Below are 26,087 nucleotides of genomic sequence, written 5' to 3'. Positions count from 1 at the left end.
TTACACTGGGCGCAGACAAAGATTTTGACAGATCGTCAACTGAGCTTCGGAAAGCGCTTTTATGGCTCCGATCAAAAAAACAGGTTGATCTCCTGAAAAAGTACCGCAATATAAAAAAGAGATTCAGAATGCCGCGGTACGGCAAGATAAAAACCTTCTTTTAGAAGAAATAATTTAGGTAAAGGTAATTATGGGTAAAGCTCTCGTAATAGTTGAGTCCCCGGCAAAAGCCAAAACTATTAATAAATACTTAGGGAATAACTACGTGGTTAAGTCCAGTGTCGGTCACATTCGTGATTTGCCGACCAGTGGCTCAGCCAGTAAAAAGAGCGCTAACTCAACTGAAGATAAAGCCAAGAAAGCCGACAAGCCCAAAACTAAAGTAAAGAAAGACGAAAAGGTTGCATTAGTTAACCGCATGGGCGTCGATCCTTATCATGGCTGGAAAGCGCAGTATGAAATTTTGCCCGGCAAAGAAAAAGTGGTTGCCGAGCTTAAAGCATTAGCTGAAAACGCCGACCACATCTATCTCGCAACCGACCTTGACCGCGAAGGAGAGGCCATTGCCTGGCATTTGCGGGAAGTGATTGGGGGTGATGATGCGCGCTTCAGCCGTGTGGTGTTTAACGAAATCACAAAAAATGCTATCCAACAGGCGTTTAATCAACCGGGTGAATTGAATATCAACCGGGTGAATGCCCAGCAAGCCCGTCGCTTTATGGACCGGGTTGTGGGTTATATGGTTTCTCCACTGTTGTGGAAAAAGATTGCCCGTGGTCTGTCAGCCGGGCGAGTGCAGTCGGTCGCAGTGCGTTTGGTGGTTGAACGCGAGCGGGATATTAAAGCATTCGTCCCTGAAGAATACTGGGAATTGCATGCCGATTTACTGGCGAAAGGTGAAGTTCCTATTCAAATGGAAGTCACCCATGCTCACAATAAACCCTTTAAACCGGTAAACCGTGAGCAGACCCACGCTGCGCTTAAATTGCTGGAAAACGCGCGCTATAAGGTGTTGGATCGTGAAGATAAACCCACCAGCAGCAAGCCGGGTGCGCCGTTCATTACTTCTACCTTGCAGCAGGCCGCCAGTACCCGCCTGAGCTTTGGTGTGAAGAAAACCATGATGATGGCGCAGCGCTTGTATGAAGCGGGCCATATTACCTATATGCGTACTGACTCCACCAACTTAAGTCAGGATGCTCTGACCATGGTGCGCGGTTATATCGGTGATAACTTTGGCGATAAATATTTGCCATCTGCACCGAATCAATACAGCAGCAAAGAGAATTCACAAGAAGCGCATGAAGCTATTCGTCCTTCTGATGTGAATGTGCTGGCTGAGCAGTTAAAAGATATGGAAGCCGACGCCCAGAAGCTGTATCAGCTGATTTGGCGTCAGTTTGTGGCCTGCCAGATGACACCGGCCAAGTATGACTCTACTACCTTGACGGTACAGGCGGGTGATTTCCAACTGCGCGCCAAAGGCCGAACTTTACGCTTTGATGGTTGGACTAAGGTGATGCCAGCCTTGCGCAAAGGTGATGAAGACAGAACTTTGCCCGTCATTGAAGTAGGTAGTGAACTGGATTTACAAAAACTGATCCCAAGCCAGCACTTCACCAAACCACCGGCGCGTTACAGCGAAGCATCATTGGTAAAAGAGCTGGAAAAACGGGGTATTGGCCGCCCATCTACTTATGCGTCGATTATTTCGACCATTCAAGACCGTGGTTATGTCCGGGTAGAAAACCGCCGTTTCTATGCCGAGAAAATGGGCGAAATCGTGACTGATCGTCTGGAAGAAAACTTCCGCGAGTTGATGAATTACGATTTTACCGCACGTATGGAAAGTGGCCTGGATCAGGTTGCCAATAATCAGGCTGAGTGGAAAGCGGTATTGGATGGCTTCTTTGCCGAATTCAGTGAGCAACTTGAAAAGGCTGAAAAAGATCCTGAAGAGGGCGGTATGCGCCCGAATCAAATGGTGATGACCAGCATTGATTGCCCAACTTGTGGCCGTCAGATGGGGATTCGCACTGCCAGCACGGGGGTGTTCCTCGGGTGCTCTGGTTATGCATTACCGCCGAAAGAGCGCTGCAAAACCACCATCAATCTGGTGCCGGAAGCTGAAGTTCTTAATATTCTGGAAGGTGATGATGCGGAAACCAACGCATTACGCGCCAAACGTCGTTGTCAGAAATGTGGCACCGCCATGGATAGCTATCTGATTGATAACCAGCGTAAATTGCATGTTTGTGGTAATAACCCAGCATGTGATGGTTATGAGATAGAAGAAGGTGAGTTCCGCATTAAAGGCTATGAAGGCCCGATTGTTGAGTGCGAAAAATGTGGTTCTGAAATGCATCTGAAAATGGGGCGTTTTGGTAAGTACATGGGCTGCACCAATGATGAGTGTAAAAATACGCGCAAAATCTTGCGCAGTGGTGAAGTCGCGCCGCCGAAAGAAGATCCGGTACCTTTGCCTGAACTGCCATGCGAAAAGTCAGATGCTTATTTCGTGTTACGTGATGGTGCGGCAGGTGTCTTCCTGGCTGCCAATACTTTCCCTAAATCGCGCGAAACCCGTGCGCCGTTGGTAGAAGAATTGGTTCGCTTTAAAGATCGTTTACCGGAAAAATTGCGTTATCTGGCTGACGCGCCAGTGGCGGATAATGAAGGTAATAAGACCCTGGTTCGCTTTAGCCGCAAGACTAAGCAACAATATGTTTCCTCTGAGAAAGAGGGGAAAGCGACCGGTTGGTCGGCTTTCTATATTGATGGTAAATGGGTTGAAACTAAGAAATAGGTGTTTTGACATCCATCTGAATGCGGCTTAGTGGATACTTTTTTACTGAAAAGCCAAAACTTCTGTGATGTGAAATACTGAGTCGTATATGTAAAAACCAGCCTAAATGGCTGGTTTTTTTATTGGGCTAATCTATTCAAGTGTTTTATAGTCTTGGTTAAACCGTTGAAGTTATAAATTGTTAACGGCTGTCTGTGTTGGGCAAAACGCCGATTATTTTGAGCTAATATTTATCACTAAATCATTAATAGCATGGGTATGCGCGCGAGTTAAAACCGCGGGTTAAGTCGGGAGACAGACGACATAACATGGGTGTATACAGGGGCTGATGAAATGATATAGTAGTTATATAAAATAGTTTTTTATCACCTAATGTTATTATAAGGTCAATACTGACCACTTTGGCATCATGCAGTTATGGGTTTCAGTTGATAACTTCTCGGCATACCGGGTGATACCGATATACCAAACTGTGGGCCTCCCGCAGTGTTTAACCTAGGATGGTATAGATATGAAATTGCAGCAGCTCCGTTATATTGTTGAGGTGGTAAATCATAACCTTAACGTATCATCCACCGCAGAAGGCCTGTACACCTCGCAACCTGGGATCAGTAAGCAGGTTAGAATGTTGGAAGATGAGCTGGGTATCCAGATTTTTGCCCGCAGCGGTAAACATCTCACACAGGTAACCCCCGCAGGGCTGGAAATTATCCGTATTGCCCGTGAAGTTCTCTCAAAAGTTGATGCCATTAAAGCTGTCGCCGGTGAACATACTTATCCGGATAAAGGCTCTTTGTATGTCGCGACCACCCACACGCAAGCGCGCTACGCGTTACCGAATGTCATCAAAGGTTTTATTGAGCGCTATCCGCGCGTGTCGTTGCATATGCATCAAGGGTCACCAACACAAATAGCAGAAGCGGTTTCGAAAGGCAGCGCCGACTTTGCGATTGCGACGGAAGCGCTGCATTTATATGATGACCTGATTATGTTGCCGTGCTACCACTGGAACCGTGCGGTGGTGGTGAAGCCCGATCATCCATTAGCCGGTAAATCCCACGTTAGCATTGAAGAGCTGGCCGCCTATCCGATTGTGACCTATACCTTTGGTTTCACTGGGCGCTCTGAACTGGATACCGCGTTTAACCGCGCAGGCCTGACCCCGCGTATTGTCTTTACCGCGACAGATGCAGATGTCATTAAAACTTACGTGAGATTAGGGCTGGGTGTGGGGGTTATCGCTAGCATGGCCGTTGACCCGATCCAAGACCCTGATCTGGTCACTGTCGATGCGCGAGATATTTTTACCTACAGCACCACTAAGATTGGTTTCCGCCGCAGTACCTTCCTGCGCAGTTATATGTATGACTTTATTTTACGTTTTGCCCCTCATTTAACGCGAGATGTGGTGGATAAAGCGGTTGCGCTGCGCTCGAATGAAGACATTGAGGCGATGTTCAAGGACATTAAGCTGCCGACGAAGTAATGCTAGCATCGATTTAAAAAGCCCCTGCAAAGGGGCTTTTTGCATGATTAGCGTTTCTTATTGGCTTGTGCGAGTACAGAGCCCGCGAGTGTCTTGGCTTTTTCACTGGACTCGGGGTTTGCCAGAACTTGTGCCGCGACATCTTCCATATAAACGCCGGTCTGATTATCAGTATTGGTCTGAGAGAGTGCCGAACCCGCCAGACTCTTTTCGAGCGCGGAAGCATTCGGGTCTTTTAGTATTCTTGCCGCCTGCGCCGCGACCGATGCTGATGTTTTCTTTTTATTTCTGGACATTAATTGATCTCATTTTGTGTGTAGGGTGTACCTGATGTTGTGTTTTAGCAACACAACATATTATTTATGACTGTATAAAAAAGCAGTATGACATTCAAATTAAATTGCCTGAAAATATAGTTTATAACCTTAGTTGAAAGAGTAAGAGGTTATTTCAATAATGGGAATTATAAGTATAAATTCAAAAGATAATTTAAAAATAGGTTGATACTTTATTGATCTACAATCTTGGTTTTATATAAGCATAGTCAAGAGGGATAAATGGATAGAATATCTTACTCAATAAAATCTTTAGGTTTAATTAATGCATTTTCATCGTTGGAGTGTCAAAATTCCCCATTTGAAAAACAGAACTTTTTTGTTGGTGAGGACTGTATAGGAGGCACCGATAATTACAGTGGAGTACTAAATAAGCTGGTAAATGAAAACCTCTTAGCAGAAGAAAATGATGAAAAAGAAAGTGAAAGGAGAGCTGCTTTACTGAAGTTAATAAGTAAATATACAATGGTAGATGTCACATTAAACCATCGTGATATAATGTTCCCTAATTTGTATTGTAATAGTAATACTCCAATGATATTTAAGACTAATCATGACGGCGAGATTGAAATACTTTACGAAGTCCCTTATGACGAGGGCATAAACAATTCATTTACATTAAGTTGTCAGTTTTTTTTAGGTAAAGACTTCCAATTGGATGAAAAAAAATCCCGAGTTTATTTTAAATTTAACTCACAGCACTCCGATGAATTAAAAAACAGTTTGGATTTTAGAAATCTAAAAACAAAGATTTTGGATTGGTTGAAAGAATTGTTTTTCCCTGCTTCTTATGCTGTGGATAATACTGCACCATCGATGGATATGACTGACTATCAGTTGAGCTACTTAATATTAAAAAGGGAGTCTGAACTAGAACAAGAATGGGACGACTATACAGAGTGTACAGAGTTAACTGATAATGATAAAAAGTTAGATTGTCTACATGAATTAATAAAGGATAACTTTTGGGATGTTATATAAACCACGATAACGACATTTTGGTCTAATACATATAATTAGTAGAGACTCAATATTTATTATATTGTTACAATTTAAACGCTATATCACTGTTTACACCTATCGCTTCAATTAATCGCCATTGTTGCCAAAATGTTAATGTTTCTTTGTGTTATATTGATTCTAGACCTCATAATTTCAAGGGAATTGCCTTGGTATGATGAATGTTGTTTAGAACACTATAAGAAACAATGGAGGCGCTATGTCGTTAGATTTGCGAAAAACGAGTATGGCCAAATTGGTCGCCCTCAATCACGAATATCACTATTACAGCCTGCCGCAATTGGCGGCAGTGCTGGGGGATATCGACCAATTACCTAAATCACTGAAAGTGTTGCTAGAAAACTTGCTGCGCCATCTGGATGGTGAGCAGGTTCAGGTCGATGACCTTAAAGCCATTGTGGCCTGGCAACACACTGGGCATGCCGAGAAAGAAATCGCTTACCGGCCCGCTCGTGTCTTAATGCAAGATTTTACCGGCGTGCCGGCGGTGGTGGATTTGGCCGCAATGCGCGAGGCGGTGCAGCGCCTCGGCGGTAATGTGGCGCAGGTTAACCCACTGTCGCCGGTTGATCTGGTTATCGACCACTCGGTGACTGTCGATGAGTTTGGCGATAAAGCCGCGTTTGGTGAAAACGTCCGCTTAGAAATGGAGCGTAACCACGAACGCTATACTTTCCTGCGTTGGGGGCAAAAAGCCTTTAGTCGCTTCCGCGTGGTGCCGCCGGGCACCGGGATTTGCCATCAGGTCAATCTGGAGTATCTGGGGCAAACCGTCTGGCATGAAGAGCAGGGCGGCAAGCAGATTGCTTATCCCGATACCTTAGTCGGAACCGACTCGCACACCACCATGATTAACGGCTTGGGGATTCTAGGTTGGGGGGTTGGCGGCATTGAGGCCGAAGCGGCGATGCTGGGGCAGCCGGTATCTATGCTTATCCCCGATGTGGTCGGTTTCAAAATGACCGGCAAAATGCGCGAAGGAATTACCGCCACTGACTTGGTATTGACCGTGACTCAAATGCTGAGAAAACACGGTGTGGTCGGTAAATTTGTTGAGTTTTACGGTGATGGTTTGGCGGATTTGCCGTTAGCGGATCGCGCGACCATTGCTAATATGGCGCCGGAATATGGCGCGACTTGCGGTTTCTTCCCGGTCGATGAAGTCACTCTGGGCTATATGCGCTTAAGTGGCCGTAGCGACGAGCAAATCGTGCTGGTGGAAAGCTACAGCAAAGCGCAAGGATTATGGCGTCACCCGGGGGATGCCCCGGTATTTACCAGCCAATTATCATTGGATTTGAGCTCGGTGGAATCCAGTCTGGCTGGGCCGAAACGCCCGCAAGACCGAGTCGCATTAGCGAAAGTGCCATTGGCGTTTAACGCGTTTGAAGAGTTGGAAGTTAACAGTAAAAAAGACAAAGTCAGCGGCGTTTCCTTCACTCTGGAGGGCAAAACCCACGAGTTGCAACAGGGCGCGGTGGTCATCGCGGCCATTACCTCATGCACCAATACCTCGAACCCCAGTGTACTGATGGCGGCGGGATTACTCGCCAAGAAAGCCGCAGAAAAGGGGCTTAAAACTCAGCCATGGGTGAAGACCTCCCTGGCTCCTGGCTCCAAAGTGGTGACCGAATACCTGAAAGCGGCGGGTTTAACCTCTTATCTGGATCATTTGGGTTTCAACCTGGTGGGTTACGGCTGCACCACATGTATAGGTAACTCCGGCCCATTGCCAGAACCAATAGAAAATGCCATCAAAGAAGGGGATTTAACCGTCGGGGCGGTGCTTTCTGGCAACCGCAATTTTGAGGGACGCATTCATCCTTTGGTAAAAACCAACTGGTTGGCCTCGCCGCCGCTGGTGGTCGCCTATGCTCTGGCGGGGAATATGAATGTCAATTTGACGCAAGATGCGTTGGGCCACGATCCCGAGGGTCATCCGGTCTACTTAAAAGATATTTGGCCGACCGGCCTTGAAATCGCCAAAGCCGTTGAAGAGGTTAAAACCGATATGTTCCGCAAGGAGTATTCTGCGGTGTTTGATGGCGATGAAGAGTGGCAGGCGATTCAAGTTGATAGTACGCCCACCTATGATTGGCAGAGTGATTCTACCTATATTCGTTTGCCGCCTTTCTTCAGTGATATGAAAGCCTTACCAGAACCCGTTCAGGATATCCATAACGCCCGTATTTTGGCAATTTTGGCCGATTCAGTCACTACCGACCACATTTCACCCGCCGGTAATATCAAGCTGGACAGCCCAGCAGGACGTTATTTGCGTGATCGCGGGGTTGAAATTAAAGAATTCAACTCCTACGGCTCGCGCCGGGGTAACCATGAAGTGATGATGCGCGGAACCTTTGCCAATATCCGTATCCGTAATGAAATGGTGCCCGGTGTTGAGGGGGGAATTACTCGCCATATTCCATCGCAAAATCAAATGGCTATCTATGATGCGGCTATGCGTTACCAGCAGGAAAATGTGCCATTAGCGGTGATTGCCGGTAAGGAATATGGCTCAGGTTCAAGCCGCGACTGGGCTGCTAAAGGGCCGCGTTTGCTGGGGATTAGGGTGGTGATTGCGGAGTCTTTCGAACGTATTCACCGCTCTAATTTAATCGGGATGGGCATTCTGCCGCTGGAGTTCCCTGCTGGTGTAGACCGCAAAACATTGGGCCTGACGGGCGATGAATCTATTAGTGTCAGTGGGTTACAAGGCTTAGCTCCGGGGCAAATTGTTCCTGTAACACTCACCTATGCTGACGGGCGGCAACAAAAGATTGATACTCGCTGCCGCATAGATACTGGCAATGAATTGGTTTATTTCGAAAATGGCGGCATTTTGCATTATGTGATCCGCAAAATGCTGTAATAGATTGATGTTTATGTGACGGTGTCACTATTAAATTAAATCATTAAAAAGGGTGGTTGCGAGACCACCCTTATAGCTTGTGTTAGCCAAAAAACGTATATAAGCAGTGAGAATCCAAGGTGATTATTTGGTCAACAAATGGCCCATTTTAGCCGCTTTTGTTGCCATATAGTGTTCATTCTTAGGATTTTGCCCGACAATCAGAGGGACGCGCTCGACGATATTGATCCCCGCTTCGGAGAGAATTTCAACTTTCTTCGGGTTATTGGTCAGCAAACGTACAGCTTTAATGTCCAATAACTTGTACATATCAGAACACAGTGTGAAATCGCGCTCGTCGGCAGCAAAACCCAGTTGATGATTGGCTTCAACGGTATCGGCCCCCAAGTCCTGTAAGGCATAGGCTCGAATTTTATTCAGCAAACCAATATTACGACCTTCCTGACGATGATAAATCAGCACACCACGGCCCTCTTCGGCAATATGTGCCAATGCAGCTTCTAACTGGAAACCACAATCACAACGCAGGCTAAACAGGGCATCACCCGTCAGACATTCAGAATGAACACGCGAGAGCACCGGCTCATCACCGCTGATATCGCCAAAGATTAATGCCAGATGGTCATGACCAGTGGCTAATTCTTCAAAACCGACCATCAGAAAATCACCCCAAGGAGTCGGTAATTTAGCTTCTGCTACACGTTTTAGCTGCATCTTATTGTTCATATTATAACTTCATACCCTTAGAAAGGTTGTCGCACACCCTACCGTGAATGCCTGTTTTAACCTTATACCTCGGTATGTTGCGATATAAAGGTTAAATAAAAAATTTTCTGCGATCATTATTAGCTATATTGCCATAACTTTTGATGACCTGCTGTTCAACAAAGCAGCAATAAGGCCAGCATGAATGTCTGTTTGAGATTTATTTCGCTAGTGACAAAAAAATTTTGTATGTTATCAATGGTTAGAGAGACTTATATTATATAGATATATACCCGTTACCTTTCAAAATGCAGGGGTGTTGGCTGTCATCACTCACCCAAGTCATTGAGTTATCTCAACTCCTTGGGTTCATTTTGTTGCCGCCTACCTGCAACTCGAAATCTATTGGGTATAGCATTTATATAAAACGTGCCATCACCACGGGTAATGTGTTGTGGGTTTTGCCAGAAAGAAGGGCAACAGATGTGGAATATAACAAAACGAATTACCGTGGGAGCAGTTATTTTACTGTTGCCAACTTTTGTCATTTGGTTCTCTGGTTGGCAGTGGCAGCCAGGTGGCAGTGAAAGTGCGTTAAAAGCGCTTTTTTGGGTGACAGAGACAGTGACCGCGCCGTGGGGCATCATCACCAGTATTATCCTTAGTGGTTGGTTTTTGTGGTGCCTGCGTTTTCGGCTCAAACCGGCTATCGGGCTATTAGCGCTACTGGGCGTGGTCATTGTGTTGGGGCAGGGTTTGAAATCGCTGATTAAAGAAAATGTGCAGGAGCCGCGGCCCTTTGTGGTGTGGCTTGAAGCTGAATATCATATTGATAACCGCTTTTTCTATTCTTTATCCCGTACCGAGCGCAGCGAGTTGGTTAAGCAGCAATTGCAGGACCAATCCATCATTCCAGCGTGGTTAAGCAGCCACTGGCAATTTGAAACCGGTTTTGCTTTTCCTTCCGGACATACTGTTTTTGCTGCCAGTTGGGCATTATTGGCGGTTGGGCTGTTATGGCCACGTCGACATTACAAAACGGTTATTTTACTGATGCTTTGGGCGCAGGGTGTGATGATGAGCCGCTTGGCCTTAGGGATGCATTGGCCCGGCGATTTGATGGCGGCCACCCTTATCAGCGGTCTATTGGTTGCTATTGTCTGTAGTCTGGTGCAGCGGTGGTTCGGGCCACTTAATATATATTCCACCGCAAGAACAACAGGAAATAGAAAAGCGCGAGCACGGGGAAAATTAAGCGATTAATGATTTTTCACCGTTCAGGATTCTCAACTAAATTGCTTAAAATAATCTCTATTAAGCATAGGTTCAGCGCTTTATCTTGGTGCAGGGTTTCTTTGCTGGGTATGGAAGTGCTAATTTATTGAGTAAGGACGCCACATTTTTGGCATAATTCATCAGGTTGATTCGGCCTTTAGGAAAAAACGTGAAATATTTGCTGATTTTTTTATTAGTACTCGTGGTTTTTGTGATATCGATCACGTTAGGGGCAAATAACGATCAGGTCGTTACCTTCAATTATTTATTGGCTCAGGGCGAATATCGTGTATCGACCTTATTAGCGGCGCTTTTTGCTGCGGGTCTGGTGTTGGGATGGATTATTTGCGGGCTTTTTTATCTGCGAGTTCGGATTTTACTGGGCCGCGCCGAGCGGAAAATCAAACGTCTTGAATCGCAGCAAGAGCTACCGATTGAACCCAGCGCGACGGCATCTATACCTGCTGTCAGCAAGGAATAATTTTCTATGTTAGAAATGCTGTTTCTGCTGTTACCGGTCGCTGCCGCCTATGGTTGGTATATGGGGCGAAGAAGTGCTCAGCAGGATAGGCAGCAGGATGCTAACCGCCTGTCTCGTGAATATGTGGCCGGGGTTAACTTCCTTCTCTCAAACCAGCAAGACAAAGCGGTTGATCTGTTTCTTGAAATGCTGAAAGAAGACAGTTCAACAGTTGAAGCGCATCTGACGTTAGGCAATCTGTTCCGTTCTCGTGGTGAAGTTGACCGCGCTATCCGCATCCATCAGGCCTTGATGGAAAGCGCTTCCCTGACATTTGAACAGCGCTTGTTGGCGGTCCAGCAGTTGGGGCGCGATTACATGGCGGCGGGGCTATATGACAGAGCGGAAGATATGTTCAACCAATTGGTTGAAGAGAAAGATTTTCGCCTAGGTGCATTACAGCAGTTATTAGTTATCTATCAGGCCACCAGTGATTGGAACAATGCCATTGAAGTGGCAGAAAAGCTGGTCAAGATGGGCAAAGATAATCAGCGGTTGGAAATTGCGCATTTTTATTGTGAGTTAGCGCTGCAAGCCATGGGCAGTGATGACCTTGATAAGGCGATGAGCCTGTTGAAAAAAGCGGCTTCAGCCGATAAACAGTGCGCCAGAGTGTCCATCATGCAAGGCCGGGTCTATTTGGCCAAAGGTGAATACGCAAAAGCCGTCGAGGCGCTGGAGCGCGTGTTAGATCAAGACAAAGAAGTGGTCAGCGAAGCATTGCAGATGCTGAGTGAATGTTATCAGCACTTACAGCAACCCGAAGCATGGGCTAATTTTCTTAAACGCTGTGTTGAAGATAATACCGGCGCGATGGCTGAGTTAATGTTGGCCGAAATTCTTGAGCAGCATGAAGGCCGGGATGTAGCGCAAACCTATATTAATCGCCAGTTACAGCGCCATCCAACCATGCGAGTTTTCTATCGTTTAATGGATTATCACTTGGCCGATGCTGAAGACGGGCGAGCAAAAGAGAGCTTGCTGTTGTTGCGTGATATGGTCGGTGAGCAAATCCGCACCAAACCGCGTTATCGCTGCCACAAATGTGGTTTTACCGCACATTCGCTTTACTGGCATTGTCCATCTTGCCGTGCCTGGGCATCGATTAAGCCCATCAGAGGGCTAGATGGGCAATAAGTGAGATGGCTATAATTTGGATTAGCTATAAGTATCGGGTGAATTGAATCACCCGATGAATAGGTCGTGTATGACAATAATAATGGCTTACTTTTTCTTCTGCGGCGCTTTAACGCCATCTTTCAGCAATTGGCGCAATTTCTTCAATTCTTTCTGACTCAATGGCTGTTCTGACATTTCTTCCACACCTTGATTATCAATCTCGCTGTGATGCAACTTGGCTTCTTTACGGCTGCTTTTGCTACTTTTAACCTCAAGCTCAAAACTTTGTTCTAATCTTTCGCAGACTTCAGTGCTGAGAGAGAATTGCTTTTCTAAGGCGGCGGCTTTGATTTTTTCTTTTAATTCCAGAGGGATTTTAATGGTTAAGGTAGATATTTCGCTCATCATATAACCTTCAACTTAAGGGAAAATACCAAGCTAAGCGAGGAACGCAGAACTGTCTAGGGGATAACACAATTGTCACAAAAAATTCACATTGGAAAAGCAACCAAAGAGCACTTTAGTGTTCTTTGGTTGCTACGACACAGACTTAACTTGAGGGTCGGGGCAACTTAGCGGTAAATGACCGCGGTGCCGTGCAGTTTGTTATTGCCGGTCGCAGAGGTGATCAAATATGAGGTTGCACCGGCTTCATCTGCTTTTTTCGTCAGTGTATTCTCTAATTCAGTCAAAGTACCGGCATTACTGGCTGAGATGGTGCCAATCTGATTCAATCCAGTTGAGGGAGCATGCTGGACTTGTGTTGCAGCAACACTGGCAAAGGATGCGAAAGAAAGGGCCAATGCAGGGATGATATATTTAATATTTTTCATGTAATACTCCAGTTACTTATTTACCATTTAAATAATAAATTATTATTTAAATCATTGGTTAGACAATCATTGTCTGGCGATGGAGTGCATGATACCGCATGGTTGTTTAAATGAAATGCCAAAATACTGAGCTGAGTAATCAAATATATTGATTAAGAATTTACGCTTCTTGAAACTAATTTACTCAACTGCGGGTATGGGGCATCTGTCTGTTTTACCTAAATTGACCTACCCAATCAAAGTCTGACAAACAGACGGTAAACCTCGAACGTCCGATTGCTGTAATTTCTGTGATACACCCTGTAGAATATGGGCGTTACCACTATTTATTGACTAATAATGACTGGTTATTGACTGAAAAATAATGACTGACTGAAAAAGGCTGGAAAATGACGTCTGCAACTAAAACTAATAACAGTGGCTCAATATCTTCCCCGATTGTTGTCGCACTGGATTATGCCAATAAAGACGCGGCGCTAGCCTTTGCTGATCGTGTTAACCCGCGAGATTGCCGGTTAAAGGTGGGCAAAGAGATGTTTACCTTATATGGCCCGCAATTGGTACGTGATCTGCATCAACGCGGCTTTGAAGTGTTTCTTGATTTGAAATTCCACGATATTCCTAACACCACCGCCCGTGCTGTCGCGGCGGCAGCGGAACTCGGCGTGTGGATGGTGAATGTCCATGCTAGCGGCGGGGCGCGTATGATGAGCGCAGCAAAAGAGGCTTTATTGCCCTACGGGCCGCAAGCGCCGTTACTGATTGCCGTGACCGTGCTCACTAGTATGGATGGTGAAGATTTACGTGATGTTGGCATTAACATCACCCCAGCGGAACAGGCTGAGCGGTTGGCGAAATTGACGTGGGATTGCGGTTTAGACGGCGTGGTGTGCTCTGCCCATGAAGCGGTGCGGCTAAAACAAGTGTGCGGTGAGGATTTCAAACTGGTCACTCCGGGGATCCGCCCTGAAGGCAGTGATGCGGGTGATCAGCGCCGCATTATGACACCGCCACAAGCCGTGGTAGCCGGGGTGGATTATATGGTGATAGGGCGTCCGATCACCCAATCTCCTGATCCTGAAAAAGCCCTGACTGATATTTTGGCGTCGCTACCTAAGGGGGCACAATGAGTGATGATAATAGCCGCTTAGTGTATTCAACTGACACTGGCCGTATCACCGAACCCGAGGTAAAACCGCAGCGACCTAAGGGCGATGGTATTGTTCGCATCCAGCGCCAAACCAGTGGCCGCAAAGGAAAGGGCGTGTGTCTGATTACCGGTATTGATGGTAGTGATGAACTGCTAGAAAAATTGGCGGCAGAACTGAAGAAAAAGTGCGGTTGTGGCGGTGCGCTGAAAGACGGCGTGATTGAAATTCAAGGAGATAAGCGCGATCTGCTCAAACAATTGCTCGAAGCCAAAGGGATGAAAGTCAAACTGGCGGGTGGGTGAGTAGATATAAGGCGTTTACCACTAAACGCCTTACAAAACTATCACGTCCATATTATCCAAAGTCATTGGTGTTGCAGGTAGGCAGCAAGCAAACGTATCCCGATGAGCTTACACGGGTAAGTGATTCGGGTAAGTGAGAGTAGCTAACACCCCTGCAACGACAAGTACGAAGGATAAAGGTTATTTACCGACCTGATGACCAATAACCCCACCAATAGCAGCACCACCTAACGTCCCTAGTGTACTGCCCGTCAAGACTGCCCCGCCAACGGCACCGGCCCCGGCACCAATCGCGGTATTACGGTCACGTTTGGACATGTTAGAACAGGCGGATAGAGATAAAGCCAGAGTGAGTGCCAGCGCGGCAGTAGCAAATCGTTTATTGATTATCATCATAATAATTCTCCAGACAGTGGCTAAATACGGATCGAGCAGGTTATGACCTTCAACGTAAAGGTCTTCAACTTATATGCCCTGAGCTATCCGTATCAGAATGAACTTGCCTAGACTAAGTATAGGCTTTGTATTCATTTTAGCCGAGGTCTTATTCGGTTAGTGTTCAGAATAAAGAACGGCATTTAAGTTTAAATTCAGGATTAATGCTAAAAACTAGGTTTATCACTAATGAAAAATAGTATAAATGTCCGAGAGTTATTTGATAGGTGAATAATCCTAATTTGGCCTAATGTGGGCAGTAATTAAGGATTATCTGAAGCCAAAACTGAATTAACCTCTTGGCACCGCTCAATAAAGCTTCGCTGTATGGGCGTATATCTCTCATACTGCGCTTTCTAGCCGATCCGCACGCAGTTTATAGCTATTTATCCCATACCGATTCTCCCCTGTGGCGCTGAAAATGAGACAAATTCAGTTATTCAGGATATGACCATGCTCAACGAACTGAAGCAGCAGGTACTCGCCGCTAATTTGGCATTACCGCGCCATAATCTGGTCACTTTCACGTGGGGAAATGTCAGTGCCGTCGACCGAAATCGTGGGCTTTTGGTGATTAAACCTTCGGGCGTGGAATATGATGTCATGACGGTTGACGATATGGTGGTCGTGGAGTTGGACAGCGGAAAAGTGGTGGAGGGCAGCAAGAAACCCTCGTCGGATACCGATACTCACCGGGCGCTTTACCTTAATTTCCCACAAATTGGCGGTATTGTTCACACCCATTCACGCCATGCCACCATCTGGGCGCAAGCCGGTTTAGATTTACCCGCCTGGGGCACCACTCATGCGGATTATTTCTATGGCACTATTCCCTGTACCCGTTTGATGACCCCGGAAGAGATTGCTGGTCGTTATGAGTGGGAGACCGGTAATGTCATTGTCGAAACTTTCCAACAACGCGGTATTAAGCCAGAAGATGTGCCCGCCGTTTTAGTGAATTCGCACGGGCCATTTGCCTGGGGAAGCAGTGCTGATAACGCGGTGCACAATGCGGTGGTGTTAGAAGAATTGGCTTATATGGGCATTTTCTCTCGCCAGTTGAACGCGCAATTGGCGGATATGCAGCCGCAATTGTTGGATAAACATTACCTGCGCAAACACGGGAAAAATGCCTATTATGGGCAATAAAAACCGCGTTTGACGGCTGCCCGTGTTTAGTCTTGCACGGGTTTTTCCAACCACAATATGGCGTCACTGATATCGAGCATTTTTGCTTCGATTTGCGTGATGGCGTCATTGATTCCCTGATTGTAAAAATGCGCACCTAACTCACGGCTGATAAATTGCAGTAAAAACTCCGTGTCAAAATCCTCCAACTCAATATTGTGTTCTTGCTCCAGGTAACGCTGAAGTTTGTAGGTCATCCGCTGTGTTTGTTCGCGGGTAAACGTCATCTCTGCCATGAGTATTGCTCCGATTAGGGCGGTTTGATAATGATAACTCAGCCATTACTCGCCCAAAATGTCGACTTGAATTCCTTGCGCCGTCAACTGCTGTTGATAGCACGCGGGCAGGCGATTATCGGTAATCACTCTGCTGATAACTGAGTCAGTGGCCAGCAAATTTTGATGTACCTGACCAAATTTAGAGGCATCCGCCAGGATGATATTTTCGGCACCTTTTGCCAGCACACTGTTAATCACATCGGCGCGTAACATGTCACGGCCGGTGAACCCGCAGTCCATCTGATAGCCATCAATGCCGATAAATGCTTTACTGAAATTCACATGACGCAAACACAGTTGTGTCAATGGGCCGACCATGCTGTCACTTTTCTTCTGATAAATCCCCCCCAATAGAATGACTTCACAGGCGGAGTTTTTTAATTGCCGTGCAATATAGCCGCTGACTGTCACCAGCGTGATGGCCGGCCGTTTTGCCAACTGATGGGCCAATAGGGCGTTACTGCTGCCGCTTTCAATAAATATTGTTTCGCCGTCATTGACCAACGAGGCTGCATGATTGGCCAGTTTTTGTTTCATAGAAAAATAGCGCATCATACGAACATCAATATCATCACTTTCAAGGGCAACAGCAGAGCCGTGCACGCGCTTGAGAAAACCCCGTTTCTCCAGCAGATTAAGATCTTGCCGAATAGTCACTTCCGATACCTGGGTCGTTTGCGATAATTCGCTAACGCTAACCCGCTTACGGTCATTCACTTGCTGTAAAATTGTTTGTTGTCTTAGGTTCATAATGAGTCAGCCAAAAATAAACTTTCATTTGAAGTGTAATTCACTTTCGAATGAAAGATGTTTGAGCGAGATCACGTTATTGATTAAGGGTTGCTCTATGATTGCGGCTAACCAGTTTGGCTGCTTTAATCATCACAATCGGAGGTTGTTATGGAGCTTTATCTCGACACAGCAGATGTGGCCGCAGTTAAACGGCTGGCGCGAGTCCTGCCTTTGCAGGGCGTCACCACCAATCCCAGTATTTTGGCTAAAGCGGGCAAACCTATCTGGGAAGTACTCCCTGCACTGCGCGATGCTTTGGGGGGAACAGGTAAACTTTTTGCACAAGTGTTGGCCAGTGACAGCGAGTTGATGGTGTCGGAGGCCGTTTTACTGTCACAGCGGGTTCCCGGTTTGGTTATCAAAGTGCCCGCCACCGCAGAAGGGTTAGCGGCAATCAAAAAGTTGAAAACGATGTCAATCCCGACATTGGGTACGGCGGTTTACGGTGCCGGACAAGGCCTATTATCGGCTTTAGCCGGGGCTGAATATGTTGCCCCTTATGTTAACCGGTTAGATGCCCAGGGCGGCGATGGCATCGCCATGGTGCGCGAATTACAGCAGTTGCTCACCTTACACGCGCCGGGGGCTAAAGTGTTGGCTGCTAGCTTCCGGACGCCACGGCAGGTACTGGATTGCTTACTGGCGGGATGTCAGTCAGTGACTATTCCTGTGGATGTTGCAGAGCAATTTATCAGTACACCGGCGGTTAAAGCCGCAGTTGAACAGTTTGAACATGATTGGCAGGGCGCATTTGGCTCGACAATCTTGAGCTAGAGTTTCATTCACGGACTAATGTTTCATTCACACACTAAAGCATAAAAAAACGCCCTGCTAGAAAATCACAGGGCGTTACGGTGTCACTTGTTAGGGCGGAATAAAACGGCTTTTATCCTAGCAAGGGCATTTCCCCAACTTACCCGCTTCACTCGGGAAACGGGCCTCCAGACAATAACGGTGGAAGTCACGCTCGGTCATGGGCGGTGTCTCGGGATGATGACGGCGCATATGATTGACATAATTGCCATAATCCTGCACTCCCACCATCAAGCGAAAACTTTGTGCCACCCGGCGTGTAATCAGACGTACCCAAGCCCACAACGTGGTCGGGCGAGTTGCTATGGGAACCAGCGGTATGCAGCGTGTAATCTGACGCGGCCCAGCGGATAATGGCCGGTTATGCAACAGATTAGGGTGCTGCCTGCGCAGTGGGATACCTACATTAGCCACGAACAGTCTCCTCACGGAATACAACTTCAGTCTCATGCGTGGTGGGCTTGCTGGATTTCAGCGCGCGCCGAATCACGAAGAAAGATGAAATTAACATGGTCACTGCCACCAGCATAAAGAAGGCGCACAAGGCGGCGTTGATCTGGTTGTTAAACACAATAGTTTCCATGTCCTTAATGCTCTTGGCCGGGGCAATCAATACCCCTTGCTCGACACCCGCCGAGAATTTTTTCGCCTGAGCGAGGAAACCAATACTCGGTTTTTCATGGAAAATCTTCTGCCAGCCTGCCGTCATTGAGGTAATAAACAGCCAAATTGTTGGCAGGATGGTTACCCAAGCATAGCGCTGCTTCTTCATTTTAAACAGGACGACAGTCCCTAAAATCAGCGCCATTGATGCCAGCATTTGGTTACCGATACCAAACAATGGCCACAGGGTATTGATGCCGCCCAGTGGATCGACCACCCCTTGGTAAACAAAGAAGCCCCAGCAAGCCACGGCCACGGTGGTGCCGGATAAGTTACCCAACCAGGAGCGGTTATTCGCCAGACTCGGCACTACCACCCCCACCAAATCCTGCACCATAAAGCGGCAAGCACGGGTTCCGGCATCAACGGCGGTCAGAATAAACATCGCCTCAAACAGAATGGCGAAGTGATACCAGAATGCCATCATATTGCGGCTATTAAAGACTTCGCTAATGATATGCGCCATCCCGACGGCAAAGGTCGGCGCGCCGCCAGCACGAGACAATATCGAGTTCTCGCCGACATCTTTGGCAACCATAGCCAGAGTTTCAGGAGTGACGACAAATCCCCAGCTGTTGATAGCTAACGCGGCACTTTCTACCGTGGTGCCAATCAGCGCCGCCGGGGAGTTCATCGCAAAATAAACGCCCGGATCAATAACCGATGCACAAATCAGCGCCATAATGGCGACGAATGACTCCATCAGCATCGCGCCATATCCGATAAAGCGAATGTGGCTTTCGCGTTCAATCAGTTTCGGCGTGGTGCCACTGGCAACCAGCGCATGGAAGCCCGAAATCGCGCCACAGGCGATGGTGATAAACAGGAATGGGAACAAGCTGCCGGAGAATACCGGGCCGCTGCCATCAATAAAGCGCGAGACGGCGGGCATTTTCATTTCTGGCATGGCGAACACAATACCCACTGCCAAACCGATAATGACGCCGATTTTCAGGAAGGTCGATAAATAATCTCGCGGTGCCAGCAGCAGCCATACCGGCAGCACGGAGGCAATAAAACCATAAATAACCAGCACCCAAGTTAGGGTAGTGCCGTGTAAGGTGAAGAATGGCCCCCAATAAGGATGAACCGCAATATTCCCACCGTAAATAATTGCCGCCATCATTAACACAAAACCAATTAATGACACTTCGGCAATTTTACCCGGGCGCAGAAAGCGCATATACACGCCCATAAACAGCGCGATTGGGATGGTAGCCGCAATGGTGAACAGACCCCACGGGCTGTCTGCCAAAGCTTTTACCACCACTAAGGCCAGTGCGGACAAGATGATGATCATCACCCCCAATGCGCCTAACATGGTGATAATACCGGCAAAAGCCCCTAATTCTTGTTTTGCCATTTCCCCCAATGAGCGGCCATCGCGGCGGGTGGAGATGAACAGGATCAAGAAGTCCTGCACCGCACCGGCCATCATCACCCCCACCAGAATCCAGATAGTGCCGGGTAAGAAGCCCATTTGTGCGGCTAAAATAGGCCCAACTAGCGGCCCTGCACCAGCAATAGCGGCAAAGTGGTGACCGAAAAGCACCCATTTATTGGTTGGAACATAATCCAGACCATCATTACGCCGCTCAGCGGGGGTTAAACGGCGGTCATCCAGTTCAAAGATATTCTTGGCGATAAACAGGCTGTAAAAACGATAAGCGATGCTGTAACAAGCTACCGATGCAATCACCAACCAGATGGCGTTGACATGCTCGCCTCGGCTCAGTGCCAGCATGGCAAAAGCAAATGCACCAATTAACGCCACGGTCAGCCATATGACGACAGTCTTGACGTTCTTCATGGGGAACAACTCCTTGTTATGTTAGGGGTACCCGTTATATTTCGAGCTACATGTGCGTTGGCTAGGTTCAATCACCCGAATCATTGACCTGGCGTCAACTCATCGGGATTATGAGCCTCAATGAGGCTCACCCTGTGGGCCAGCGCTGGCGCTGTTCAAAATGGTTTACAACCAATTTGTCATTCACTTGCCGCCTTTCTGCAACTCGAATTATTTAGGCTATAGCAATTATCAGCACCTGTTTATGACAAAAGATGCAAACTGCTAGTTAACATAGGAGGTTTAATGTGAAAGAAAAGTAGCGAAAGTGAGAACTGTGATGAGCTAATTGTTTTTTTCTCACCATTGGTATCATTTTCTTACATATTGTGACGGCCACCCGACTGTGCTGATCATGAGGCCAAAGTAATGGGGGCGGGGATGATGAACATAAAAAAGCCGTGGGATGTTGTGCATCACCACGGCTTCTATCCGTCATACTTCAAGCTGCATGTGCGTTGGTTACGCTATCAAACCACTGGGCGGGCAACCACGTTGCGTGTTTCCATTCGCACTTCTGCAATGCGCACTTCAATTTTATCGTTCTGGCTGTAGACCGTTTCACCTTTGATCTGCACGGTGCCAGTTTCCTGGCTGCATACCATTTCATCACGTACCGCGTGAATAAAGGGTGCCGGAATAAAGGCCACTGCGCCGTTATCCAGTAAGCGTACGCGTAGACCACCGCGGGTGACATCAATGATTTCCGCAGGGAAGCGGGTATCTGTGCCAGCCATAGGTTGCAGGTAACGGGCATACAACCAATCCCCGACATCGCGTTCAGCCATGCGATTCAACCGACGGCGTTCAGCTAATTGCACCGTGATTTCATCCTGTGGCTTCTCTGCATGCTGGCCGGTAATAATGGCTTTCAGCAGGCGATGATTGACCATATCGCCGTATTTACGAATTGGCGAGGTCCAGGTGGCGTAAGCTTCAAGCCCCAAACCGAAGTGGGGGCCAGGAACTGTACTGATTTCAGCGAATGTTTGGAAACGACGGATACGGCTGTCGAGGAACTGGGTCGGCAAGGTATCAAGATGACGGCGCAATTCACAGAAACCAGGTAGAGTCAGCAGCGCTTGTGGATCGGCTTCCACCCCATTGGCTTGCAACACATTGGCGGCTTGCTCAACCAGCGCAGGATCAAATCCGGCATGCACGTTATAAATGCCAAAGCCAAGATTATCACGCAGCGCAATAGCGGCGCAGACGTTGGCGGCAATCATGCACTCTTCAACAATGCGGTTAGCAATGCGGCGATGTTCCACAATGATATCCAGCACTTCGCCTTTTTCGCCCAATAGGAAGCGGTAGTCCGGCCGGTCTTTAAACACCAGTGCATGGGCCTGACGCCAATTGCTGCGCGCTTCACAAACACGTTTCAGTAATGTGATTTGTTCTGCAATATCAGCATTTTGCGGCTGCCAGTCACCCTGACCCTCTAACCAGTCAGACACTTCGTCATAGACCAGCTTGGCTTTTGATTCTACCCAAGCGGCTGAGAATTGAATGTCATCACCCAGCGCACCATCAGCGGCAATAGTGACACGGCACACCAATACCGGGCGGCGTTCATTCGGGCGCAGTGAGCAGAGATTGTCGGATAAATCGCGTGGCAGCATCGGGATATTAAAGCCCGGCAGATAGTTGGTAAATGCGCGTTTGCGGGCAATTAAATCCAACTCACTGTTCTCATCGACATAAGCAGTAGGGTCTGCAATGGCAATGGTCAACAACAGAGAACCGTCTCCGTTGTCTTTCACATGCAAGGCGTCATCCATATCTTCGGTGCTGGCGCTATCGATAGTGACAAAATTAAGCGCAGTCAAATCTTCACGTTGCAGATTGGCATCATGCAGAGCTGATTCCACCATCGCTGGCGCTTCATGCTCCAGATTATGGCGCGCTAATGTGACCCACCAAGGCACGAAATGATCTTCACCATCAGTAATAAAAGCAGTCAGATCAGCATTAAAAGCCCGGTCACCTTTTAATGGATGGCGGCGCATTTCGGCTACGGCCCAATCACCGGTTTGGAAATCGTGCGTCAGTTCGCGCACCGGACGACATTGAATGGCATCGCGCAGCAGAGGATGGTCAGGGACGATAGACAGGCGGTCATCTTTTCGTTGCACACGGCCAACAAAGCGCGATAAAAATGGCTCAACCAGGGTTTCCGGCTCAGCAATTTCACGATCTTTATCGGTATGAAGGGTCGCAATAATGCGATCGCCATGCATGACTTTTTTCATCTGTGGCGGCGGAATAAAGTAACTTTTCTGCCCGTCTACCTCAAGAAAGCCAAAGCCTTTCTCAGTACCTTTAACGACGCCTTCGACGCGCGGAGTCTGAGTGTGAAGTTGCTGTTTTAGCTGCGCCAGCAGCGGGTTATCTTGAAACATATCGTCCAGTGAATGGTCTAGTAAGTGGGATTAATCCGGCTGACAGTTTTACGCGAATCAGCCCCATCGGGCAAGCGGCATATCATTTTGTAGAGGAATTCCCTATTAAAGGCAGGGGTATGTATGGTGCCTTTTGTCAGCCGTGATCCACAATAATTGGCCCCGACGAATCAGGGCCGTATTCAAGCAATGCGCAGTGTTTGCGGCTGTTGCCAACGGCGCACGGTCACCGGCACGGATTTTGAGGTGGGTGTGTGGGTCTCATCACCAAAGCTGGACAAGGGCACCAGCGGGTTGGTTTCAGGGTAATAGGCCGCCAGATTCCCGCGCGGAATATCATAGCTCACCAGTTTGAATCCACTGACTTTTCGGGTGATTCCGTCATTCCACAGGGTTTCAATTTCGACTAAATCACCATCTTCCAAGGCCAGCTCGGCCAAATCTTGTGGGTTAATAAACAGCACTTCCCGTTGACCGTACACCCCGCGATAGCGGTCATCGAGGCCATAAATGGTGGTGTTGTATTGGTCATGCGAGCGCAAGGTTTGCAGCACAAAGGGAACGGGCACGCCAGCAATCTGCGGGAACAAATTCTCTGGCAATATGGATGCGCAAAACTCGGCTTTACCACTGGGGGTGGCAAATTGCATGTCGGCAGCGGCACTGCCCAGATAGAAGCCACCCGGTTGCTCGCAACGGGCATTGAAATCATCAAAGCCGGGAGTAGTGGCGGCAATATGGTCGCGAATTAAGTTGTAATCATCGGCTAATACCAGCCAATTCAGCGCTTTACCTTCAGCGGGTTTTTGAGCAAAAACCGCGTTAGCGATACCGCAAACAATAGCCGTTTCAGCGTATTGAGTCTCCGCCAGCGGTTTACCCACGCCCTCAGAGGCATGCACCATGCTAAATGAATCTTCTACTGTAATAAATTGCGAACCGCTGGCTTGCATATCGCGCTCTGTGCGGCCCAATGTTGGCAGGATCAGGGCTTCAGTGCCGGTAATCAGGTGGCTGCGATTCAGTTTGGTGCTGATATGCACAGTTAGGTCACAACGGCGCAATGCTTGCGCGGTGCGCGCGGTATCCGGAGCAGCGGCGGCTAAATTACCCCCCAGGGCAATCAACACGTTAACTTCACCGCGCAGCATCGCCTCCAGCGCTTCCACAGTATTATGGCCGGCGGCTTGCGGTGGGGTGAAACCAAAATGCTGGCCTAAGCGCGCTAACATCGCGGCAGAGGGTTTTTCATCAATCCCCATGGTACGGTTGCCTTGCACATTACTGTGGCCGCGAACCGGGCATAAACCGGCACCGGGTTTGCCTAACTGACCAAACAACAGTTGCAGGTTGGCTAACTCTCTGACGGTTATCACCGAGTGTTTATGCTGGGTGATACCCATCGCCCACGTCAAAATCACCCGATCTGCATGCTGATAAATATCTGCCGCGTGGCGTATTTGCTCCTCCGTTAGGCCCGATTGCTGGGTAATCTGCGCCCATGAGGTACTATCAACCGCCGTCAGATAATCATCAATTCCTTGGGTGTGCGTAACAATAAAGGTTTCATCGAATAAGCCGGGCAACCCTTGTACCCGTTGATGGCGATGGGTTTCCAGTAGCGCTTTCACCATACCGCGCACTGCCGCCATATCACCGCCAAGGTTTGGCTGAAAATAGGCAGAACTGATCGGCGAGGATTTTGGCGTCAACATTTCAATCGGATTTTGTGGGTCAGCAAAACGTTCTAACCCGCGTTCGCGCAAGGTATTGAAGCTGACAATCCGCGCCCCGCGGTCTTTTGCATGGCGCAAACTGTGTAACATTCTTGGGTGATTAGTGCCCGGATTCTGCCCGAAGACAAAAATGGCATCAGCTAGCTCAAAATCCTGCATACGAATGGTGCCTTTACCCACCCCAATACTCTGTTTCAGCCCAGTGCCACTGGCTTCATGGCACATATTTGAGCAATCTGGGAAGTTATTTGTCCCCAACATGCGGCCAAATAGCTGATAAAGGTAGGAAGCTTCATTACTGGCGCGGCCTGAGGTATACAGCTCCAATTGATTTGGACTATCCAGCCCATTAATATGCTTAGCAATTAATTCAAGGGCGCTTTCCCAACTGATCGGTTGATAGCGGTCAGTGTCGGGGTTATAGCGCATAGGGTGAGTAATTCGCCCTTGATATTCAAGGAAATAGTCACTTTGTTGGCGCAGCGTCGTAAGGCTATGTTCAGCAAAAAACTCCGGCTCCACCGCCTTGCGAGTGGCTTCCCAACTGACCGCTTTAGCCCCATTCTCACAAAAACTGAAAGTGCTGTGATTGTCATCTCCCCATGCGCAGCCGGGGCAGTCAAAGCCTTTAACCTGATTGACGCGTAACAAGTTACGGATATTTTTCAATGCTTGCTTGCTGTCGAGCACAAAGCGCGTGGTTGCTTCAAGAGAACCCCAGCCACCAGCCGCGCCAGTGTAGGGTTTTATGGTCGATTTAAATTTCATCATGATACGCCGCAGGTGTTTTTATTGTTTCAAGTTGGTAGCTAAATCATTAACAACTTGATGCTATTTTGTCACAAGTCTAGTGGGGCGCGGCTCTGACGTCTAATCGAAACCGGCAATCGCGGCATAGAGGGGGCCTATCACTGGTTGGTTAGCTGGGCGCTATGGCATTACATATGAGGGCATTTATTCAGTATGAGACCCTAACTAAGTCTATAAATAATAAAATTGATTATGCTTAAAATATAGATTTAATTTAAATTATTAATTTGCTAATCAATTTATGAAAGGAAATGAGATTGTTTTATTAAAATCCTATTTAATCAAATAAATTAATCACTTTAATGATATTTTCGTCTTGATTGTTCGCTTCGTTAGATTATTAGACTGATATTTATCTTATAACAGTCTAATCATCTGGTTTAAATGATGGAAATATTATTTAACTGCTCTACTATTGAATAACAGACAGTTTAGCTTGTTTAATATAAGACTAAATATAAATAACCCAAAGTAGCTACTATTATACTTAAACCATGTTGCTGTGTTCGCTGGTTTATCACATCTCATTACAAACACCATGTGATTAAAATTCATGAAGATATAAGTGCGAAATGGCATTTTATATCTTCATGATGGTCATTCTAAAAAACAAATAATAATAACAGTGATGTTCACGTTACTGTTGAAATATAAAGGCGAATTTTACCTGCCTTTACTCGTCTATACCCCTAAT

Annotated in this window: 21 protein-coding genes and 1 pseudogene; 11 read left to right on the top strand and 11 right to left on the bottom strand. The window is 47.4% G+C overall.

Going from position 1 to position 26,087, the window contains the following annotated elements; translation table 11 throughout:
* Positions 1-190 precede the first annotated feature (190 nt).
* Both topA and cysB read left to right on the top strand, forming a co-directional pair.
* Positions 191-2,806, top strand: a complete 2,616-nt coding sequence (topA, locus tag OVO64_RS04045; RefSeq protein ID WP_038633076.1) for a type I DNA topoisomerase — start codon at positions 191-193, stop codon at positions 2,804-2,806.
* A gap of 511 nt (positions 2,807-3,317) precedes the next feature.
* Entirely contained in the window at positions 3,318-4,292 is a 975-nt protein-coding gene (gene cysB / locus OVO64_RS04040) for an HTH-type transcriptional regulator CysB (RefSeq protein WP_004876199.1), read from the top strand.
* A gap of 47 nt (positions 4,293-4,339) precedes the next feature.
* Here cysB and OVO64_RS04035 read toward each other — a convergent pair whose 3' ends face one another.
* A complete protein-coding gene (locus tag OVO64_RS04035) occupies positions 4,340-4,588 on the bottom strand; it encodes a hypothetical protein (protein ID WP_004390852.1) in 249 nt (82 codons plus the stop codon).
* Between the two features lie 261 nt (positions 4,589-4,849).
* Between OVO64_RS04035 and OVO64_RS04030 the strand changes: the two genes are divergently transcribed.
* Both OVO64_RS04030 and acnA read left to right on the top strand, forming a co-directional pair.
* Positions 4,850-5,608, top strand: a complete 759-nt coding sequence (locus OVO64_RS04030; protein WP_145586945.1) for a hypothetical protein — start codon at positions 4,850-4,852, stop codon at positions 5,606-5,608.
* A gap of 238 nt (positions 5,609-5,846) precedes the next feature.
* Complete coding sequence (acnA, locus tag OVO64_RS04025; protein ID WP_267248633.1) at positions 5,847-8,519, top strand: aconitate hydratase AcnA; 2,673 nt, start codon at positions 5,847-5,849, stop codon at positions 8,517-8,519.
* A gap of 123 nt (positions 8,520-8,642) precedes the next feature.
* On the opposite strand, the gene ribA is transcribed toward acnA, so the two are convergent.
* Positions 8,643-9,233, bottom strand: coding sequence for a GTP cyclohydrolase II (gene ribA / locus OVO64_RS04020; RefSeq protein ID WP_038639534.1), 591 nt, complete (start codon positions 9,231-9,233; stop codon positions 8,643-8,645).
* A gap of 474 nt (positions 9,234-9,707) precedes the next feature.
* Between ribA and pgpB the strand changes: the two are divergent.
* The 3 genes and pseudogenes from pgpB (at position 9,708) to lapB (ending at position 12,156) form a co-directional block, all read left to right on the top strand.
* Positions 9,708-10,479: pseudogene (gene pgpB, locus OVO64_RS04015) on the top strand (phosphatidylglycerophosphatase B).
* Between the two features lie 189 nt (positions 10,480-10,668).
* Positions 10,669-10,980, top strand: a complete 312-nt coding sequence (locus OVO64_RS04010) for a LapA family protein (RefSeq protein WP_038633058.1) — start codon at positions 10,669-10,671, stop codon at positions 10,978-10,980.
* A gap of 6 nt (positions 10,981-10,986) precedes the next feature.
* The gene (gene lapB, locus OVO64_RS04005) at positions 10,987-12,156 is read left to right on the top strand and encodes a lipopolysaccharide assembly protein LapB (RefSeq protein WP_038633056.1); all 1,170 of its coding nucleotides are present in this window, start codon (positions 10,987-10,989) and stop codon (positions 12,154-12,156) included.
* 87 nt (positions 12,157-12,243) lie between these two features.
* On the opposite strand, the gene OVO64_RS04000 is transcribed toward lapB, so the two are convergent.
* Both OVO64_RS04000 and bhsA read right to left on the bottom strand, forming a co-directional pair.
* Complete coding sequence (locus OVO64_RS04000; protein WP_038633054.1) at positions 12,244-12,543, bottom strand: hypothetical protein; 300 nt, start codon at positions 12,541-12,543, stop codon at positions 12,244-12,246.
* A gap of 167 nt (positions 12,544-12,710) precedes the next feature.
* The gene (bhsA, locus tag OVO64_RS03995; RefSeq protein WP_038633051.1) at positions 12,711-12,971 is read right to left on the bottom strand and encodes a multiple stress resistance protein BhsA; all 261 of its coding nucleotides are present in this window, start codon (positions 12,969-12,971) and stop codon (positions 12,711-12,713) included.
* 389 nt (positions 12,972-13,360) lie between these two features.
* Between bhsA and pyrF the strand changes: the two genes are divergently transcribed.
* Together pyrF and yciH are read left to right on the top strand one after the other, a co-directional pair.
* Positions 13,361-14,101: an orotidine-5'-phosphate decarboxylase gene (gene pyrF / locus OVO64_RS03990; protein WP_267248632.1), complete on the top strand. Its 741-nt coding sequence runs from the start codon at positions 13,361-13,363 to the stop codon at positions 14,099-14,101.
* Positions 14,098-14,424: a stress response translation initiation inhibitor YciH gene (gene yciH, locus OVO64_RS03985; protein WP_038633045.1), complete on the top strand. Its 327-nt coding sequence runs from the start codon at positions 14,098-14,100 to the stop codon at positions 14,422-14,424. The genes pyrF and yciH overlap by 4 nt, the downstream gene beginning before the upstream one ends.
* Positions 14,425-14,604: 180 nt before the next feature.
* On the opposite strand, the gene osmB is transcribed toward yciH, so the two are convergent.
* Entirely contained in the window at positions 14,605-14,820 is a 216-nt protein-coding gene (gene osmB, locus OVO64_RS03980) for an osmotically-inducible lipoprotein OsmB (RefSeq protein ID WP_002210611.1), read from the bottom strand.
* Positions 14,821-15,312: 492 nt separating this feature from the next.
* On the opposite strand from osmB, the gene araD reads away from it, so the two are divergent.
* Positions 15,313-16,008: an L-ribulose-5-phosphate 4-epimerase gene (gene araD, locus OVO64_RS03975; RefSeq protein ID WP_038633041.1), complete on the top strand. Its 696-nt coding sequence runs from the start codon at positions 15,313-15,315 to the stop codon at positions 16,006-16,008.
* 26 nt (positions 16,009-16,034) lie between these two features.
* Here the strand turns inward: araD and OVO64_RS03970 are convergent, their stop codons facing one another.
* Together OVO64_RS03970 and OVO64_RS03965 are read right to left on the bottom strand one after the other, a co-directional pair.
* Positions 16,035-16,283 carry a DUF2164 domain-containing protein gene (locus OVO64_RS03970; RefSeq protein ID WP_038633039.1) on the bottom strand — a complete coding sequence of 83 codons (249 nt, stop codon included), beginning with the start codon at positions 16,281-16,283 and terminating at the stop codon, positions 16,035-16,037.
* Between the two features lie 45 nt (positions 16,284-16,328).
* Positions 16,329-17,075 carry a DNA-binding transcriptional regulator YciT gene (locus tag OVO64_RS03965; RefSeq protein ID WP_038633036.1) on the bottom strand — a complete coding sequence of 249 codons (747 nt, stop codon included), beginning with the start codon at positions 17,073-17,075 and terminating at the stop codon, positions 16,329-16,331.
* Positions 17,076-17,225: 150 nt separating this feature from the next.
* Between OVO64_RS03965 and fsa the strand changes: the two genes are divergently transcribed.
* Positions 17,226-17,891: a fructose-6-phosphate aldolase gene (gene fsa / locus OVO64_RS03960; protein ID WP_038633033.1), complete on the top strand. Its 666-nt coding sequence runs from the start codon at positions 17,226-17,228 to the stop codon at positions 17,889-17,891.
* A gap of 117 nt (positions 17,892-18,008) precedes the next feature.
* On the opposite strand, the gene OVO64_RS03955 is transcribed toward fsa, so the two are convergent.
* The 4 genes from OVO64_RS03955 to OVO64_RS03940 all read right to left on the bottom strand — a co-directional run bounded on the left by OVO64_RS03955 (position 18,009) and on the right by OVO64_RS03940 (position 25,351).
* Positions 18,009-18,344, bottom strand: a complete 336-nt coding sequence (locus OVO64_RS03955) for a YbdD/YjiX family protein (RefSeq protein WP_038633030.1) — start codon at positions 18,342-18,344, stop codon at positions 18,009-18,011.
* Positions 18,337-20,403, bottom strand: a complete 2,067-nt coding sequence (locus tag OVO64_RS03950) for a carbon starvation CstA family protein (RefSeq protein ID WP_038633028.1) — start codon at positions 20,401-20,403, stop codon at positions 18,337-18,339. The genes OVO64_RS03955 and OVO64_RS03950 overlap by 8 nt, the downstream gene beginning before the upstream one ends.
* A 509-nt stretch (positions 20,404-20,912) precedes the next feature.
* On the bottom strand, positions 20,913-22,847 hold the full coding sequence (locus OVO64_RS03945) for an exoribonuclease II (RefSeq protein ID WP_267248631.1): 1,935 nt from the start codon (positions 22,845-22,847) through the stop codon (positions 20,913-20,915).
* 182 nt (positions 22,848-23,029) lie between these two features.
* Positions 23,030-25,351, bottom strand: a complete 2,322-nt coding sequence (locus OVO64_RS03940) for an FdhF/YdeP family oxidoreductase (protein WP_267248655.1) — start codon at positions 25,349-25,351, stop codon at positions 23,030-23,032.
* Positions 25,352-26,087: the final 736 nt, after the last annotated feature.

The organism is Yersinia sp. Marseille-Q5920 (genome assembly GCF_946902935.1).
In the GTDB taxonomy this organism is placed as follows: domain Bacteria; phylum Pseudomonadota; class Gammaproteobacteria; order Enterobacterales; family Enterobacteriaceae; genus Yersinia; species Yersinia rochesterensis.
This window is presented reverse-complemented; position numbering and strand designations above follow the sequence as displayed.

What these genes read in the sequence shown, in the direction of transcription:
- yciH (WP_038633045.1), top strand. Translation starts at nt 14,098, where the DNA reads ATGAGTGATGATAATAGCCGCTTAGTGTATTCAACTGACACTGGCCGT.
- OVO64_RS03965 (WP_038633036.1), bottom strand. Translation starts at nt 17,075, where the DNA reads ATGAACCTAAGACAACAAACAATTTTACAGCAAGTGAATGACCGTAAG.
- OVO64_RS03950 (WP_038633028.1), bottom strand. Translation starts at nt 20,403, where the DNA reads ATGAAGAACGTCAAGACTGTCGTCATATGGCTGACCGTGGCGTTAATT.
- bhsA (WP_038633051.1), bottom strand. Translation starts at nt 12,971, where the DNA reads ATGAAAAATATTAAATATATCATCCCTGCATTGGCCCTTTCTTTCGCA.
- topA (WP_038633076.1), top strand. Translation starts at nt 191, where the DNA reads ATGGGTAAAGCTCTCGTAATAGTTGAGTCCCCGGCAAAAGCCAAAACT.
- araD (WP_038633041.1), top strand. Translation starts at nt 15,313, where the DNA reads ATGCTCAACGAACTGAAGCAGCAGGTACTCGCCGCTAATTTGGCATTA.
- OVO64_RS03940 (WP_267248655.1), bottom strand. Translation starts at nt 25,351, where the DNA reads ATGAAATTTAAATCGACCATAAAACCCTACACTGGCGCGGCTGGTGGC.
- OVO64_RS03970 (WP_038633039.1), bottom strand. Translation starts at nt 16,283, where the DNA reads ATGGCAGAGATGACGTTTACCCGCGAACAAACACAGCGGATGACCTAC.
- acnA (WP_267248633.1), top strand. Translation starts at nt 5,847, where the DNA reads ATGTCGTTAGATTTGCGAAAAACGAGTATGGCCAAATTGGTCGCCCTC.
- fsa (WP_038633033.1), top strand. Translation starts at nt 17,226, where the DNA reads ATGGAGCTTTATCTCGACACAGCAGATGTGGCCGCAGTTAAACGGCTG.
- OVO64_RS04035 (WP_004390852.1), bottom strand. Translation starts at nt 4,588, where the DNA reads ATGTCCAGAAATAAAAAGAAAACATCAGCATCGGTCGCGGCGCAGGCG.
- OVO64_RS03945 (WP_267248631.1), bottom strand. Translation starts at nt 22,847, where the DNA reads ATGTTTCAAGATAACCCGCTGCTGGCGCAGCTAAAACAGCAACTTCAC.
- pyrF (WP_267248632.1), top strand. Translation starts at nt 13,361, where the DNA reads ATGACGTCTGCAACTAAAACTAATAACAGTGGCTCAATATCTTCCCCG.
- lapB (WP_038633056.1), top strand. Translation starts at nt 10,987, where the DNA reads ATGTTAGAAATGCTGTTTCTGCTGTTACCGGTCGCTGCCGCCTATGGT.
- osmB (WP_002210611.1), bottom strand. Translation starts at nt 14,820, where the DNA reads ATGATGATAATCAATAAACGATTTGCTACTGCCGCGCTGGCACTCACT.
- ribA (WP_038639534.1), bottom strand. Translation starts at nt 9,233, where the DNA reads ATGCAGCTAAAACGTGTAGCAGAAGCTAAATTACCGACTCCTTGGGGT.
- cysB (WP_004876199.1), top strand. Translation starts at nt 3,318, where the DNA reads ATGAAATTGCAGCAGCTCCGTTATATTGTTGAGGTGGTAAATCATAAC.
- OVO64_RS04030 (WP_145586945.1), top strand. Translation starts at nt 4,850, where the DNA reads ATGGATAGAATATCTTACTCAATAAAATCTTTAGGTTTAATTAATGCA.
- OVO64_RS04000 (WP_038633054.1), bottom strand. Translation starts at nt 12,543, where the DNA reads ATGAGCGAAATATCTACCTTAACCATTAAAATCCCTCTGGAATTAAAA.